At 52.5% G+C, this 15045-nt stretch carries 11 protein-coding genes; 3 read left to right on the top strand and 8 right to left on the bottom strand.

Features of this window, described 5'->3' with window-relative positions; all coding sequences use genetic code 11:
• Positions 1-14 precede the first annotated feature (14 nt).
• Genes yajC through queA form a run of 3 tightly spaced genes read right to left on the bottom strand, consistent with a single transcriptional unit; the run spans position 15 to position 2622 of the window.
• On the bottom strand, positions 15-347 hold the full coding sequence (yajC, locus tag FC814_RS04210; protein WP_000007629.1) for a preprotein translocase subunit YajC: 333 nt from the start codon (positions 345-347) through the stop codon (positions 15-17).
• A gap of 22 nt (positions 348-369) precedes the next feature.
• A complete protein-coding gene (gene tgt / locus FC814_RS04205) occupies positions 370-1497 on the bottom strand; it encodes a tRNA guanosine(34) transglycosylase Tgt (RefSeq protein ID WP_000667317.1) in 1128 nt (375 codons plus the stop codon).
• Between the two features lie 54 nt (positions 1498-1551).
• Positions 1552-2622: a tRNA preQ1(34) S-adenosylmethionine ribosyltransferase-isomerase QueA gene (gene queA / locus FC814_RS04200; protein WP_016159202.1), complete on the bottom strand. Its 1071-nt coding sequence runs from the start codon at positions 2620-2622 to the stop codon at positions 1552-1554.
• Between the two features lie 92 nt (positions 2623-2714).
• On the opposite strand from queA, the gene acpH reads away from it, so the two are divergent.
• Positions 2715-3296: an ACP phosphodiesterase gene (gene acpH, locus FC814_RS04195; protein ID WP_137325562.1), complete on the top strand. Its 582-nt coding sequence runs from the start codon at positions 2715-2717 to the stop codon at positions 3294-3296.
• A 4-nt stretch (positions 3297-3300) separates the two neighbouring features.
• Here acpH and malZ read toward each other — a convergent pair whose 3' ends face one another.
• The 5 genes from malZ to phoB all read right to left on the bottom strand — a co-directional run bounded on the left by malZ (position 3301) and on the right by phoB (position 10490).
• Positions 3301-5118 carry a maltodextrin glucosidase gene (malZ, locus tag FC814_RS04190; protein ID WP_170967943.1) on the bottom strand — a complete coding sequence of 606 codons (1818 nt, stop codon included), beginning with the start codon at positions 5116-5118 and terminating at the stop codon, positions 3301-3303.
• A gap of 153 nt (positions 5119-5271) precedes the next feature.
• Entirely contained in the window at positions 5272-6645 is a 1374-nt protein-coding gene (proY, locus tag FC814_RS04185) for a proline-specific permease ProY (RefSeq protein ID WP_010344685.1), read from the bottom strand.
• 76 nt (positions 6646-6721) lie between these two features.
• The gene (brnQ, locus tag FC814_RS04180; RefSeq protein ID WP_000149639.1) at positions 6722-8041 is read right to left on the bottom strand and encodes a branched-chain amino acid transporter carrier protein BrnQ; all 1320 of its coding nucleotides are present in this window, start codon (positions 8039-8041) and stop codon (positions 6722-6724) included.
• Between the two features lie 406 nt (positions 8042-8447).
• Positions 8448-9743 (bottom strand): phosphate regulon sensor histidine kinase PhoR, encoded by a 1296-nt coding sequence (phoR, locus tag FC814_RS04175; RefSeq protein ID WP_000893608.1) that lies wholly within the window; start codon positions 9741-9743, stop codon positions 8448-8450.
• A 57-nt stretch (positions 9744-9800) separates the two neighbouring features.
• Positions 9801-10490: a phosphate response regulator transcription factor PhoB gene (phoB, locus tag FC814_RS04170; protein WP_000113933.1), complete on the bottom strand. Its 690-nt coding sequence runs from the start codon at positions 10488-10490 to the stop codon at positions 9801-9803.
• Positions 10491-10679: 189 nt separating this feature from the next.
• Between phoB and sbcD the strand changes: the two genes are divergently transcribed.
• Together sbcD and sbcC are read left to right on the top strand one after the other, a co-directional pair.
• Complete coding sequence (gene sbcD, locus FC814_RS04165) at positions 10680-11882, top strand: exonuclease subunit SbcD (protein WP_001221336.1); 1203 nt, start codon at positions 10680-10682, stop codon at positions 11880-11882.
• Positions 11879-15022 (top strand): exonuclease subunit SbcC, encoded by a 3144-nt coding sequence (gene sbcC, locus FC814_RS04160; protein ID WP_137325561.1) that lies wholly within the window; start codon positions 11879-11881, stop codon positions 15020-15022. The genes sbcD and sbcC overlap by 4 nt, the downstream gene beginning before the upstream one ends.
• Positions 15023-15045: the final 23 nt, after the last annotated feature.

The following is a 15045-nucleotide window of genomic DNA, read 5'->3' as shown; positions in this document are numbered from 1 at the left end:
GGGAAAAATTTGAATTACAGCGCCTTCATGGTGCCTTTCGGCAGAACGGCAGCTACGAAGTCACGTTTAATAACTACTTCAGTGGTGTCATTCAGCGCGATAGCAATGTAGCCGTTTTCCGCTACTTTGGTTACGCGACCAACCAGGCCACCGTTCGTCAGAACTTCATCACCTTTAGCAATGGAGTCCATCAGCTTTTTGTGTTCTTTGGTGCGCTTCTGCTGTGGGCGCAGGATCATGAAATAGAAAATCAGACCGAATACCACCAGCATCAAAATCAAAGACATCGGGCTACCTTGTGCCGGAGCACCCGTTGCCGCTACCGCATCAGAAATAAAAAAGCTCATTAAATTTCCCTCATTATTAATATTAATCAACGTTCAAAGGTGGTACTTCTCGCCCCTGACGCTGGTAAAAATCAGCTACGAAGCTCTCTAATTTACCCTCTTCAATAGCCTTGCGTAAACCCGCCATCAAACGCTGGTAGTAACGAAGGTTATGAATGGTGTTGAGTCGCGCGCCTAATATTTCGTTGCAACGGTCGAGATGATGCAAGTAGGCACGTGAATAATTGCGACAGGTGTAGCAATCACACTCAGGATCGAGCGGCCCTGTGTCGCTCTTATACTTCGCATTGCGGATTTTCACCACGCCATCGGTCACGAACAGATGACCGTTACGCGCATTACGTGTTGGCATTACGCAGTCAAACATATCGATACCGCGACGCACGCCTTCAACCAGATCTTCCGGTTTACCCACGCCCATCAGGTAACGCGGTTTGTCTGCCGGAATTTGCGGGCATACATGCTCCAGAATACGGTGCATATCTGCTTTCGGCTCACCCACAGCCAGACCGCCGACAGCGTAGCCATCAAAACCGATATCTACCAGACCTTTAACAGAAATATCACGTAAATCTTCGTAAACGCTGCCCTGAATGATACCAAACAGCGCATTTTTGTTTCCGAGACTGTCAAAACGCTCACGGCTACGCTTCGCCCAACGCAGAGACATCTCCATCGAACGTTTTGCGTAATCCCAGTCAGCAGGATACGGCGTACACTCGTCAAAAATCATGACGATATCTGAACCAAGATCGTACTGAATCTCCATCGATTTTTCAGGATCGAGGAAAATCGGATCGCCGTTGATCGGGTTACGGAAGTGTACGCCCTGTTCGGTGATTTTACGGATATCGCCAAGGCTGAAGACCTGGAAACCACCGGAATCGGTGAGGATTGGGCCTTTCCATTGCATGAAATCGTGCAGATCGCCATGCAGCTTCATGATTTCCTGACCTGGGCGCAACCACAGGTGAAAGGTGTTACCAAGGATAATCTGTGCGCCGGTCGCTTCAACTTCTTCCGGCGTCATCCCTTTTACAGTGCCGTAGGTGCCAACAGGCATAAAACAAGGCGTTTCCACTACGCCACGATCGAAAACCAGGCGACCACGGCGTGCGCGACCGTCGGTGGTATCCAGTTCAAATTTCATTTTTTCTCCACTACGTCAGAAAAACAGTCCAACGTTTAAACCAGCGCCGCAGAATTACTCCCCGACGCGCTCATTAATTGCCTGCGGATTGTACGTGATAAACATCGCATCACCGTAACTAAAAAAGCGATATTTCTCTTCTACCGCCGCTTTATAGGCGTTCATCGTGTGTTGATAACCGGCAAATGCTGAAACCAGCATAATCAGCGTCGACTCTGGCAGGTGGAAGTTAGTCACCAGCGCATCGACCACTTTGTACTGGAAGCCCGGATAGATAAAGATTTGGGTATCGTCAAAGAACGGTTCGATGAGATCGTTTTTCGCCGCCTGCGCTGCGCTCTCCAGAGAGCGTACAGAGGTTGTGCCAACCGCAATCACCCGATTTCCGCGCGCTTTCGCTGCCAGCACCGCATCAACCACCTCCTGCGGCACTTCAGCGTATTCCGAGTGCATGATGTGATCTTCAATAGTGTCGACGCGCACCGGCTGGAAAGTACCCGCGCCAACGTGCAAGGTCACAAATGCCATCTCCACGCCTTTGGCACGCAATTTTTCAAGCAAAGGTTCGTCAAAATGCAGTCCGGCGGTCGGCGCGGCTACCGCGCCCGGTTTTTCGCTATAAACCGTTTGATAAAGTTCGCGGTCGGCATCTTCGTCCGGACGGTCGATGTACGGCGGCAACGGCATATGACCGATGCTGTTGAGAATATCCAGCACCGAACGGTCATCATTAAATTCGACTTCAAACAGCGCGCCGTGGCGAGCGGTCATTGTTGCTTTAATGCTTTCGTCATCGCCCAGCAGCAGTTCAGCGCCCGGCTTTGGTGCTTTCGAGGCGCGAATATGCGCAAGAATGCGTTTGTCGTCGAGCATCCGCTCAACCAGCACTTCAATCTTGCCGCCGCTGGCTTTACGCCCAAACAGGCGTGCCGGGATCACGCGGGTATTGTTAAAAACCAGAAGATCGCCGGGGTTGAGCTTATCGAGTAAATCGGTGAAAGTACCGTGCGTCAGCGCGCCCGTTGGCCCGTCCAGCGACAGTAAACGACAGCTACTGCGTTCAGGCATGGGATAGTGGGCAATCAGGGATTCGGGCAATTCAAAGGAGAAATCGGTAACGCGCATGACACTGACTCAGACTAAAATAAGAGGCGGGTAGTCTAGTGCCGGGGCGCTCTCCCTGCAACCTTTACCCCCCTTTGGATAGAATATAATCGATGAATTTTTTAGCTCACCTGCATTTAGCTCACCTGGCGGAAAGCTCGCTTTCCGGCAATTTACTGGCAGATTTCGTTCGCGGAAACCCCGATGAAATTTATCCACCCGACGTCGTGGCTGGTATTCATATGCATCGGCGAATCGACGTATTAACCGACAACCTGCCGGAAGTCCGCGAAGCGCGGGAGTGGTTTCGTAGTAAAACCCGCCGGGTTGCGCCTATCACGCTGGATGTCATGTGGGATCATTTTCTTTCCCGCCACTGGTCGCAGCTGTCACCCAATTTTCCGCTAGAGGAATTTGTCTGTTATGCCCGCGAACAAGTGATCACTATTCTGCCGGACTCACCGCCACGCTTTATCAATCTGAACAACTACTTATGGTCAGAGCAGTGGCTGGTGCGCTATCGCGATATGGATTTCATCCAGAGCGTGTTAAACGGTATGGCTAGCCGTCGCCCACGCCTGGATGCCCTGCGTGACTCCTGGTACGATTTAGACGCCCATTACGATGCCCTTGAAACCCGCTTCTGGCAGTTTTATCCCCGGATGATGGCGCAGGCGTCGCGCAAGGCGTTATAAGACGTTAATTCATCCACACCGTCGCCGATATCGCAGGCAATGTCAAAATGCCATCCGCCAGTTGCCCGTGACCTTCTTTACGTTGCCATTGCGCGACATTAAGCAACGGCGATGCGGGCAGCACTACTTCACAGGCGTCGCCACGGTTGATCGCCACCAGCACATGCTGCTGATTTAGCACGCGCACAAACACCACCACGTTATCTTCCGCGTACAGCACCTGACAGCCACCGCGACGCAGTGCCTGACTCTTCTTACGCAGCGCAATCATTCGCTGGTACAGCGAAAATAGCTCAGCATCTTGTTTTTCCGGCTGCCACGGGAATGGCTTACGGCAAAATGGATCGTTATTGCCATCCAACCCCACTTCATCACCGTAATAAATACAGGGCACGCCAGGCCAGGTGAGCAGCCAGACCACCGCCAGCGGCAGGCGCGCAACATCCCGACCGAGCAAGGTTTTAAATCGCGCAGTATCGTGGCTATCGAGCTGATTAAACATACGCAATTGCTGTTGATGAGAAAGGCCGGCGCGGTAATTATCCATCCAGGCCATACAGGTTTGGGCATCAATCTGCTGCGGATCGTAAGAGATGTCGGTATTGGCGAGAAATCCCCACAACGGGAATGTGAAGCCGCGATAGTTCATGGCAGCATCTTCCACATCTGCCTGTAGCCATTGTCGTGCATCGCCAAAATGCTCGCCAACAATATAGGCTTCCGGCAGGGTTTCTTTCGCCGCTTCGGTGATCCCGGCGACGTGCTGCAAATTATTACGCGCGCCGCCCGCTTCCCCCAGCATATGCACCACATCCAGCCGCCAACCGTCCATATTCCACGGTGCTTTCAGCCAGTGGCGGACAATGCTGTCTTCGCCGCGATAAATTTCATTCACCAGACTTTCCGATTGATAATCCAGCTTCGGCAGGCTGGCATAGCCCAGCCAGTCGAGCGCCGTGCCATCATCGCTAAACGAGTACCAGTCACGCCAGGGCGATTCGGGGTTGTGACAAGCACCACCCGTCCCGCGATTGTGCCTGTCAAACCAGGCATGGGAATCACCACTGTGGTTAAACACACCGTCCAGAACCAGCCGCATTCCCTGTTGCTGTGTATTGTGGCGTAAGCGCAGCAATGCCCCGTCGCCGCCAAACTGCGGGTCAACGTGGCGATAATCTTCGGTATCGTATTTATGCACGCTGGGAGCTTTGAACACCGGATTGAGATACAGCGCCGTCACGCCGAGTTTTTTCAGATACGGCAGTTTTTCGCTGATACCGTCCAGATCTCCGCCATAGAACGTTGATCCGCCCGCCTGCGCCGTAACCGGCTCATTCCAGTCACGCAATATGATCTCTTGTCCAGCTGCGTGATGGTAATAGACATGATCCTGCCCGGCTTCGCGTGGCAAGCTACGGGCAAAACGATCCGGGAAGATCTGATAAAAAATCTGGTCTGCGACCCATTGTGGCCCAATATCTGGTACATCAACAGCAAACTGTTCCAGCCGCGCTGGCGGTATTTGGCTAAGACCTTGCGGCGAAAACCATCGCTGGCGATCGTGCCACAGCAATTTGAAGCTATAGCGCCGCCGAGGTTGTCCGGTGGAGAGATCGACAGCCGCCCGCCATGCCGTTACGCCCGGCTGTGGCTGACTGCGCAGTTTGTACATCGGTACTGACGTTTCTTCGTTATCGTTTTCCGTGCGCAGCATAATGCGCTGCGGCGGTTCTTCACCCGTCAACCACAGTGTAATAAGCAGTTGATCTTTGCTTTGCTTAACAAATGGGGGCACCGGCAGGTGCCATGTATTCAACATTATAATTCCCCTGTGATGAAAATCTGATCACATTGCCATAGCCTACTGCAGGATCACTCATCGTCTGAAGGATATTTGGGGGAGGAGGTCGGGGGCGGATAACTTTCGGAATAACCGGTTCAGGCTCTACCCTGAACCGGCTTACAAACGTGGGAATTAGTGGTTTTCAGCCAACTGGCGGTCATGGCGGCGTTTAAACATCCAGCCAATCAACAGCAGAACAATCCACGCGAAACCAACGTACAGAGAGATTCGCGTTTCAGGGTGATAACCGATCAGTCCGATGATAAAGACCAGGAAAATCAGCCCCGCGATAGTCGTTGCCACCCCGCCAGGCACTTTGAATTTCAGCGCCTTAACTTCTTCCGGCGGTAGGCGGCGACGGAAGGCAATCTGCGACAACAAAATCATAATCCACACCCACACCGTGGCAAAAGTTGCCAGCGAAGCGATCACCAGGAAGACGTTTTCCGGCATGATGTAGTTCAGATACACCGCAAACAGTAGCGCAGTGGTCATCACCAGCACAGTTACCCACGGAATACCGCGACGCGAGGTTTTACTGAAGATTTTCGGTGCGCTGCCCTGCTCTGCCATGCCGTGCAGCATACGACCTACGCCAAACACGTCACTGTTAATTGCCGACAGCGAAGCGGTCAGCACAACAAAGTTAAGAATGCTGGCGGCAAAGGTAATCCCCATATGCTGGAACGTCAGCACGAACGGGCTACCGGCAGTGCCAACCTGATTCCAAGGGTAAATAGACATAATGACGAACAGCGTACCGACATAGAACACCAGAATACGCATCGGCACTGAGTTAATCGCGCGAGGAATGGATTTCTCTGGCTCTTTCGCTTCCCCGGCGGTAATCCCGATAATTTCAATCCCACCATAGGCAAACATCACCATTTGTAACGACATCACCATGCCAAGCCAGCCGTTACTGAAGAAGCCACCGTTGCTCCACAGGTTATGAATACCCGTCGGTTGCCCGCCGTTGCCAATCCCCCAGATGATGATACCGAAACCGGCGACAATCATGATGATAATGGTGGCAACTTTAAAGAACGAGAACCAGAACTCCAGCTCGCCGAACACTTTCACGCTCATCAGGTTGATGGCGCAAATGATTAACACCACACTCAGCACCCAAATCCAGTGTGGTACTGTCGGGAACCAGACGCCCATATAGATACCGAAAGCGGTCACATCGGCAATGGCGACAATAAGGATTTCAAAGCAGTAGGTCCAGCCGGTGATATAACCTGCCAGCGGCCCCAGGTTTTCCTGCGCATAACGCGAGAAAGAGCTGGCAGCCGGGTTATGTACCGACATTTCCCCCAGCGCACGCATAATGATATATGCCGCGACACCACCAATAATATAGGCCAACAACACGCTCGGACCGGCCATTTTGATGGCGTCTGCCGAACCGTAAAACAGCCCGGTGCCGATTGCTGACCCCAGTGCCATAAAGCGTATGTGTCGGGTACTTAGCCCACGCTTTAGCTTGTTCTTACTTTCCATCAATTCCTAACCCATCAACACAATAAAAAAACCACGGGGCATCGCAGCCCCGTGGTTAAAACAAATTATCAGTGATTTAGTGGGCGCTGGAGGTCACCTGACGACCTGCCGCGCGATCCCAGATAATGGCCAGAACCACCATCACCACTGTTGGCATTAACCACGCCAGACCTTGTTCGGCCAGCGGTAAACGCTGCGCCCAGGACGGTAAGATATCGCTGAATGCAGATGCTTTGATCCCGTCGAGAATACCAAAAAGCAGGCTGATAAACATCGGCGGAGCAATCACGCGGGACGAATTATGCCACCATGAGCGTGTAAAACTTAATACAACCAGTGCGATACACGGCGGATAAATGGCGGTCAGCACCGGCACAGAGATCTGAATCAACTGACTCAAACCAAGGTTAGACACCACCATCGAGAAGCCGCCGAGGATAAACACCAGCGTACGGTAAGAGAGCGGTACGTACTGGGCGAAAAATTCTGCACAAGCACAGGTCAGGCCAACTGCCGTTACCAGGCAAGCGATGAAGATTAACGCCGCCAGCAGGAAGCTACCGCCGCCGCCAAAGGTGTGTTGAACATAAGCGTGCAGAATAGCCGCACCGTTTGCTGACTGATCAACCAGCGACGCACTATCTGACCCCAGACGGAACAGCGCCAGGTAAAGCAGAGTCAGACCGACACCCGCCATCAGGCCAGCCCAGACGGTATAACGGGTCAGCAGACGCGCTTCGGTAACGCCACGAGAACGCGCCGCGTTAACAATAACGATACCAAACACCATTGCGCCCAGCGTATCCATTGTCAGATAGCCGTTGACGAAGCCGTTAGAAAACGCAGCGTTTTGATAAGCCTCAGTCGCCGTGCTGATAGAACCCGCAGGCCAGACAATCGCGGCGACAGACAGGATGACCAGCGCGATAATTTTCAGCGGCGCAAGGAAGTTGCCCACGGTATCCAGCAGCTTGCCCGGATAGAGCGAAACCAGAATAACGATAGCGAAATAGACCAGGCTGTAGATAAACAGCGGCAGCGCGGAGTCACCCGTCAGCGGCGCAATCCCCACTTCAAAGGAGACGGTGGCTGTACGCGGCGTGGCGAACAGCGGCCCCACAGCCAGGTAGCAAACCGTTGCCAGCAGTACGCCAGCGACTTTACCGATTGGCGTGCTCAGGCTGTCAACACCGCCACCAACTTTCGCCAGCGCCACTACCGTTAATACCGGCAGACCAACGGCAGTAATGAGGAAGCCGAATGCCGCAGTCCAGACGTGTTCGCCTGCCTGCAAGCCGACCATTGGAGGGAAAATAATGTTACCTGCGCCGACGAACAACGCAAATGTCATAAAGCCCAGAGCGATGATATCGCGCGATCTTAATTGATGGGTCATAAATCATACTGCCTGTGGATGTGGTGTTGTAACGTTAAATTTTTGTGCCAATCCCTGGGGATGATACAGCGGTATATTTAAACAATTTTAGCGGGAAATACTCCCAACCAGGCGCGGCGAAGAATAGTTTTTCGATTTACCGCGTGAATGCAGTCAGTATGACAGCACCTGAAGCGCAATTTAAACGCTTATAACGTTTTAAAGCAAGAAGGGATCTAAAAACCAGAGGGATATAACGATAAGAAATCACCAACCAGTATAAAACACTATTTCCGTGAAAAAGATATGGCTTATCATGCGAACAAAAAATCACCAGCCGGTGTAAAGTTCAGCGTCCATTTTTTGACTGCAAAGAAAAAAAGCCAGCATCGGCTGGCTTATGGCAACAAAAAATGACAAAGGCAGATTAATTGCTGTTTTTGGCAATTAAACGTTCCGGCAGAACAAAACTGAAACGCGTACCTTTGCCCACCGTACTGTCAATATTCAGGCGGCTTTCGTGGTGATTTACCGCATGTTTAACAATTGCTAACCCCAGTCCGCTACCGCCTGTTTGTCGGGAACGCGCTTTGTCTACACGATAAAAACGCTCGGTCAGGCGCGGAATATGCTCCGGTGCGATGCCCGGCCCGTTATCTTCAACGCTAAATTCGGCACCGTGCGGCACTCGCTGCCAGCGTACCGTGATATGCGTGCCTTCTGGCGTGTGATTCACAGCGTTATAGACCAGGTTCGAAATCGCACTGCGTAGCTGATCTTCATTGCCAGACACTTTGAGGTCGTTATCTATTTCAAAGGTAAATGTCTGTTTTTTCTGGCTCAGAGTCTGAGCTTCGCGCTCAACAACGCGCAGCATCATCGGCACATCAACCTTTTCATTGAGCAACTGCGTCGGTGCGGCTTCGATTTTCGACAGTGTCAGTAACTGCTTCACCAGCCCTTCCATCCGCTGAGTCTGCTCGCGCATGGTGTGCAACGCTTTTTCGCGAACCGCGCCTTCCAGCGGTTGCTCATCCATCATCTCCAGGTAACCCTGTAACACCGTCAACGGCGTGCGTAACTCATGGCTTACGTTGGCAAAAAAGTTACGCCGCGCCCCTTCCAGTTGATGCATTTGCGTGACATCACGCGCCACCATCAGCAACTGTTTATGGGTATAAGGCATGACGCGAATTTCCAGATGCCGCCCGGTGTTGAGCACCAGATTGAGCGGGCGAGAAAAATCACGCGTTTTCAGATATTGCGTAAACTCCGGGTAACGCAGCAGGTTAAGGATGTTCTGCCCGTTATCTTCCGGCCAGCGCAGGCCAAGAATCTGTTGCGCCAGTCCGTTACACCAGAAAATACCGCCCTCTTCCGTGGTCAGCACCACCGCATCGGGCAGCGACTCCGCGCCACTACGAAAGCGTTTAATCAGATTGCCCAGCTCGCGGCGGCGTTTTTTATTTCGCAGCTGCATCTGGTGTAAGCCATATAGTAGCGGTTCCCAGCTACCACGCCCCGGTGGCGGCGTCATACTGCGATCAACCCACAGCCACCATGAAAGGCGCAATAAATTCCAGAAATGCCAGATAAGCAGTCCTGTTACCGATGCCAGCAAAAACCAGGGCAGGTAACCAAAAAATGCACCCAGGATGAAAGCCGGGAGGCAGCAAAGTAGCAGCTCCAGCACCAGCCTTTTCCACGACAGCCGTTCCAGCACGTAAGATACTCCAGTTATGAAATCATAAGCCCTGCTCTGCGTCCGATGAGCAAGGCGTTAAAAGCGGGTTGAAAAACGATATCCTGTACCGCGCACGGTCTGCACCATGCGGTCATGCCCGCCGGGTTCCAGTGCTTTACGCAGGCGACGAATGTGGACATCGACCGTGCGGTCTTCTACATACACGTTGGTTCCCCAGACGTGGTTTAATAGCTGCTCGCGGCTGTACACGCGCTCAGGATGCGTCATAAAAAAGTGCAGCAATTTAAATTCTGTCGGCCCCATCTCCAGCGGCTCTTCGCCCGCCATCACCCGGTGAGATGTCGGATCCAGACTTAGCCCCTGCATCTCGATCACCTCTTCCACCGCCATTGGCGAAATACGGCGCATTACCGCTTTGATTCGCGCCACCAGCTCCTTCGGCGAAAACGGCTTGGTGATATAGTCGTCCGCACCGGTTTCAAGACCACGCACGCGATCTTCTTCTTCCCCTCTGGCGGTCAACATCACCACTGGAATATCCCGGGTCATCGACTCGCGCTTAAGGTGTTTGATGAACTGGATACCCGAGCCGCCGGGTAACATCCAGTCGAGGAGAATCAAATCCGGCCAGGGTTCATTCAGTTGATTCACAGCACTGTCATAATCTTCCGCTTCGACCGGCTGAAAGCCATTTTGTTCGAGCACGAAGCAGACCATTTCGCGAATTGGAGCTTCATCTTCTACGACCAGAATACGTCTCGCCATGATTTGCCCTGTTGTAATAAATAGGTTGCGATCATTAATGCGACGCCATTATGCGTCAGATTTATGACAGATTTATGAAAAGCACGTCGCACATATCTTCAGGTTATTGATTTCCGTGGCGCAGAAAAAAGCAAATGACACATCTGTTTGGGTATAATCGCGCCCATGCTTTTTCGCCAGAGAATCGTTATGCGCATCCTTCACACCTCAGACTGGCATCTCGGCCAGAACTTCTACAGTAAAAGCCGCGAAGCTGAACACCAGGCTTTTCTTGACTGGCTGCTGGAGACAGCACAAACCCATCAGGTGGATGCGATTATTGTTGCCGGTGATGTTTTCGATACCGGCTCGCCGCCCAGTTACGCCCGCACGTTATACAATCGTTTTGTTGTCAATTTACAGCAAACTGGCTGTCATCTGGTGGTACTGGCGGGAAACCATGACTCGGTCGCCACGTTGAATGAATCGCGCGATATCATGGCGTTCCTCAATACTACTGTGGTCGCCAGCGCCGGACATGCGCCGCAAATCTTGCCTCGTCGCGACGGGACGCCAGGCGCAGTGCTGTGTCCCATTCCTTTTTTACGCCCGCGTGACATTATTACCAGCCAGGCGGGACTTAACGGCATGGAAAAACAGCAACATTTGCTGGCAGCGATCACCGATTATTATCAACAACACTATGCAGATGCCTGCAAGCTGCGCGGCAATCAACCTCTTCCCATCATCGCAACGGGGCATTTAACGACTGTGGGTGCCAGTAAAAGTGACGCCGTGCGTGACATTTATATTGGCACGCTGGACGCGTTTCCGGCACAAAACTTTCCGCCAGCCGACTACATCGCGCTTGGACATATTCACCGCGCGCAAATTATTGGCGGCATGGAACATGTTCGCTATTGCGGTTCCCCCATCCCACTGAGTTTTGATGAGTGCGGCAAGAGTAAATATGTCCATCTGGTAACTTTTTCAAACGGCAAATTAGAGAGCGTGGAAAACCTGAACGTACCGGTAACACAACCGATGGCGGTGCTGAAAGGCGATTTGGCGTCGATTACCGAACAGCTTGAACAATGGCGCGATGTGCCACAGGAGCCACCTGTCTGGCTGGATATTGAAATCACTACCGATGAGTATCTGCATGATATTCAGCGCAAAATCCAGGCATTAACCGAATCACTGCCTGTCGAAGTATTGCTGGTACGCCGGAGTCGTGAACAGCGCGAGCGTGTGTTAGCCAGCCAACGGCGTGAAACCCTCAGCGAACTTAGCGTCGAAGATGTTTTTAATCGCCGTCTGGCACTGGAAGAACTTGATGAATCGCAGCATCAACGCTTGCAACATCTTTTCGCCACGACATTGCAGACCCTCGCCGGAGAACACGAAGCATGAAAATTCTCAGCCTGCGCCTGAAAAACCTGAACTCATTAAAAGGCGAATGGAAGATTGATTTCACCCGCGAACCGTTTGCCAGCAACGGGCTGTTTGCGATTACCGGCCCGACTGGCGCGGGGAAAACCACTCTGCTCGACGCCATCTGCCTGGCGCTGTATCACGAGACTCCGCGTCTCTCCAACGTTTCACAATCGCAAAATGATCTGATGACCCGCGATACCGCCGAATGTCTGGCGGAAGTGGAATTTGAAGTGAAAGGTGAAGCGTACCGCGCGTTCTGGAGCCAAAATCGGGCACGTAACCAGCCGGACGGTAATTTGCAGGTGCCGCGCGTAGAGCTGGCGCGCTGTGCAGACGGCAAAATCCTCGCTGATAAAGTGAAAGATAAGCTGGAAATGACAGCGACGTTAACCGGGCTGGATTACGGGCGTTTCACCCGTTCGATGCTGCTTTCGCAGGGACAATTTGCTGCCTTCCTCAATGCCAAACCGAAAGAACGCGCGGAATTGCTGGAGGAGTTAACCGGCACCGAAATTTACGGTCAAATCTCCGCGATGGTCTTTGAACAGCATAAATCGGCCCGTACTGAGCTGGAGAAACTGCAAGCGCAGGCCAGCGGTGTCGCATTATTAGCACCAGAACAAGTGCAATCGCTGACAGAAAGTTTGCAGGTACTCACTGATGAAGAAAAACAGTTACTCGTCACACAGCAGCAAGAACAACAATCGCTTAACTGGTTAACGCGTCTGGATGAATTGCAAAAAGACGCCAGCCGCCGTCAGCAGGCACTGCAACAGGCGTTAGCCGAGGAAGAAAAAGCGCAACCTCAACTGGCGGCGCTCAGTCTGGCACAACCGGCACGAAATCTTCGTCCGCACTGGGAACGCATCGCAGAACACACTGCGGCACTAACGCATACTCGTCAGCAGATTGAAGAAGTAAATACTCGCTTACAGCGCACAATGGCGCTTCGCGCAAATATTCGTCACCACGCGGCGAAGCAGTCGGCAGAATTACAACAGCAGCAACAAAATCTGAATGCGTGGTTACACGAACACGACCGCTTCCGGCAGTGGAATAACGAACTGGCGGGTTGGCGGGCGCAGTTCGCCCAACAGGCCAGCGATCGCAAGTATCTGCGGCAATGGCAACAGCAATTAACCCATGCAGAGCAAAAACTTAATGCCCTTCCGGCGATCTCTTTAACTTTAACCGCCGCCGAAGTTGCCGCTGCGCAGGCACAACATGCCGAACAACGTCCGCTGCGTCAGCGCCTGATCGCACTATATGGGCAGATTGTTCCCCAGCAAAAACGCCTGTCGCAGCTACAGGCCGCTATTCAGAGCGTTACGCAGGAACAGACACAACGTAACGCCGCGCTCACTGAAATGCGCCAACGTTATAAAGAAAAGACGCAACAGCTTGCCGATGTCAAAACCATTTGCGAGCAGGAAGCACGCATCAAAACCCTGGAAGCTCAACGTGCGCAGTTACAGGCAGGTCAGCCTTGCCCACTTTGTGGTTCCACCAGCCACCCGGCGGTCGAGGCGTATCGGGCGCTGGAACCGGGGGTTAATCAGTCTCGATTACTGGTGCTGGAAAATGAAGTTAAAAAGCTCGGTGAAGAAGGCGCGGCGCTACGTGGGCAACTGGACGCCTTAACGAAGCAGCTTCAGCGGGATGAGAACGAAGCACAAAGCCTCCGACAAGATGAGCAAGCACTTACTCAGGAATGGCATACACTAACTGCCAGCCTCAGTATCACCTTGCAGCCGCAGGGCGATATTCAACCATGGCTTGCCACCCAGGAAGAGCATGAAAAGCAACTGCAATTACTCAATCAGCGTCATGAATTACAAGAGCAAATTGCCGCGCACAATCAACAAATTATCCAGTATCAACAACAGATTGAACAACGCCTTCAGCAACTCTCTGCGGCGTTAACGGGTTACGCGCTGGCACTGCCACAGGAAGATGAAGAAGAGAGCTGGTTGGCGACACGTCAGCAAGAAGCGCAGGGCTGGCAGCAGCGCCAGAACGAATTAACCGAGCTGCAAAACCGTATTCAACAGCTGACGCCGATTCTGGACACATTGCCGCAAAATGATGAACTGCCACACAGCGAAGCTACTGTGACGCTGGAAAACTGGCGGCAAGTTCATGAGCAATGTCTCGCGTTGCAAAGCCAGCGGCAAACCTTGCAGCAACAAGAGGTTTTGGCGGCGCAAGGTCTGCAAAAAGCCCAGACACAGTTTGACACCGCGCTACAGGCCAGCGTCTTTGACGATCAGCAGGCGTTCCTTGCGGCGCTAATGGATGAACAGACACTAACGCAACTGGAACAACTCAAGCAGAACCTGGAAAACCAGCGTCGTCAGGCGCAAACGCTGGCCACTCAAACAGCAGAAACGCTGGCACAGCATCAGCAACACCGACCTGACGAGTTAGCTCTCACTGTGACGGTGGAGCAGATTCAACAAGAGTTAGCGCAAACTAACCAAAAGTTGCGTGCAAACACCACGAGTCAAGGCGAAATTCGCCAGCAGTTGAAGCAGGATGCAGACAACCGTCAGCAACAACAAACCTTAATGCAGCAAATTGCCCAGACAACACAGCAGGTTGAAGACTGGGGTTATCTCAATTCGCTGATTGGCTCCAAAGAGGGCGATAAATTCCGTAAGTTTGCCCAAGGGCTGACGCTGGATAATTTAGTTCATCTCGCTAACCAGCAACTTACCCGCCTGCACGGGCGCTATTTGTTACAGCGTAAAGCCAGCGAGGCGCTGGAAGTCGAGGTTGTCGATACCTGGCAGGCAGATGCAGTACGCGATACCCGAACGCTTTCCGGCGGAGAGAGTTTTCTCGTCAGTCTGGCACTGGCGCTGGCGCTTTCGGATCTGGTCAGCCATAAAACGCGCATTGACTCGTTATTCCTCGATGAAGGTTTCGGCACGCTGGATAGCGAAACGCTGGATACCGCCCTTGATGCGCTGGATGCCCTGAACGCCAGTGGTAAAACTATCGGCGTGATTAGCCACGTTGAAGCGATGAAAGAGCGTATTCCGGTGCAGATCAAAGTGAAGAAGATCAACGGACTGGGCTACAGCAAACTGGACAACACGTTTGCGGTGAAATAACTATTCAGCAGGATAATGAATAC

It is taken from the genome of Escherichia sp. MR, from assembly GCF_005280595.1.
GTDB lineage: Bacteria > Pseudomonadota > Gammaproteobacteria > Enterobacterales > Enterobacteriaceae > Escherichia > Escherichia ruysiae.
This window is presented reverse-complemented; position numbering and strand designations above follow the sequence as displayed.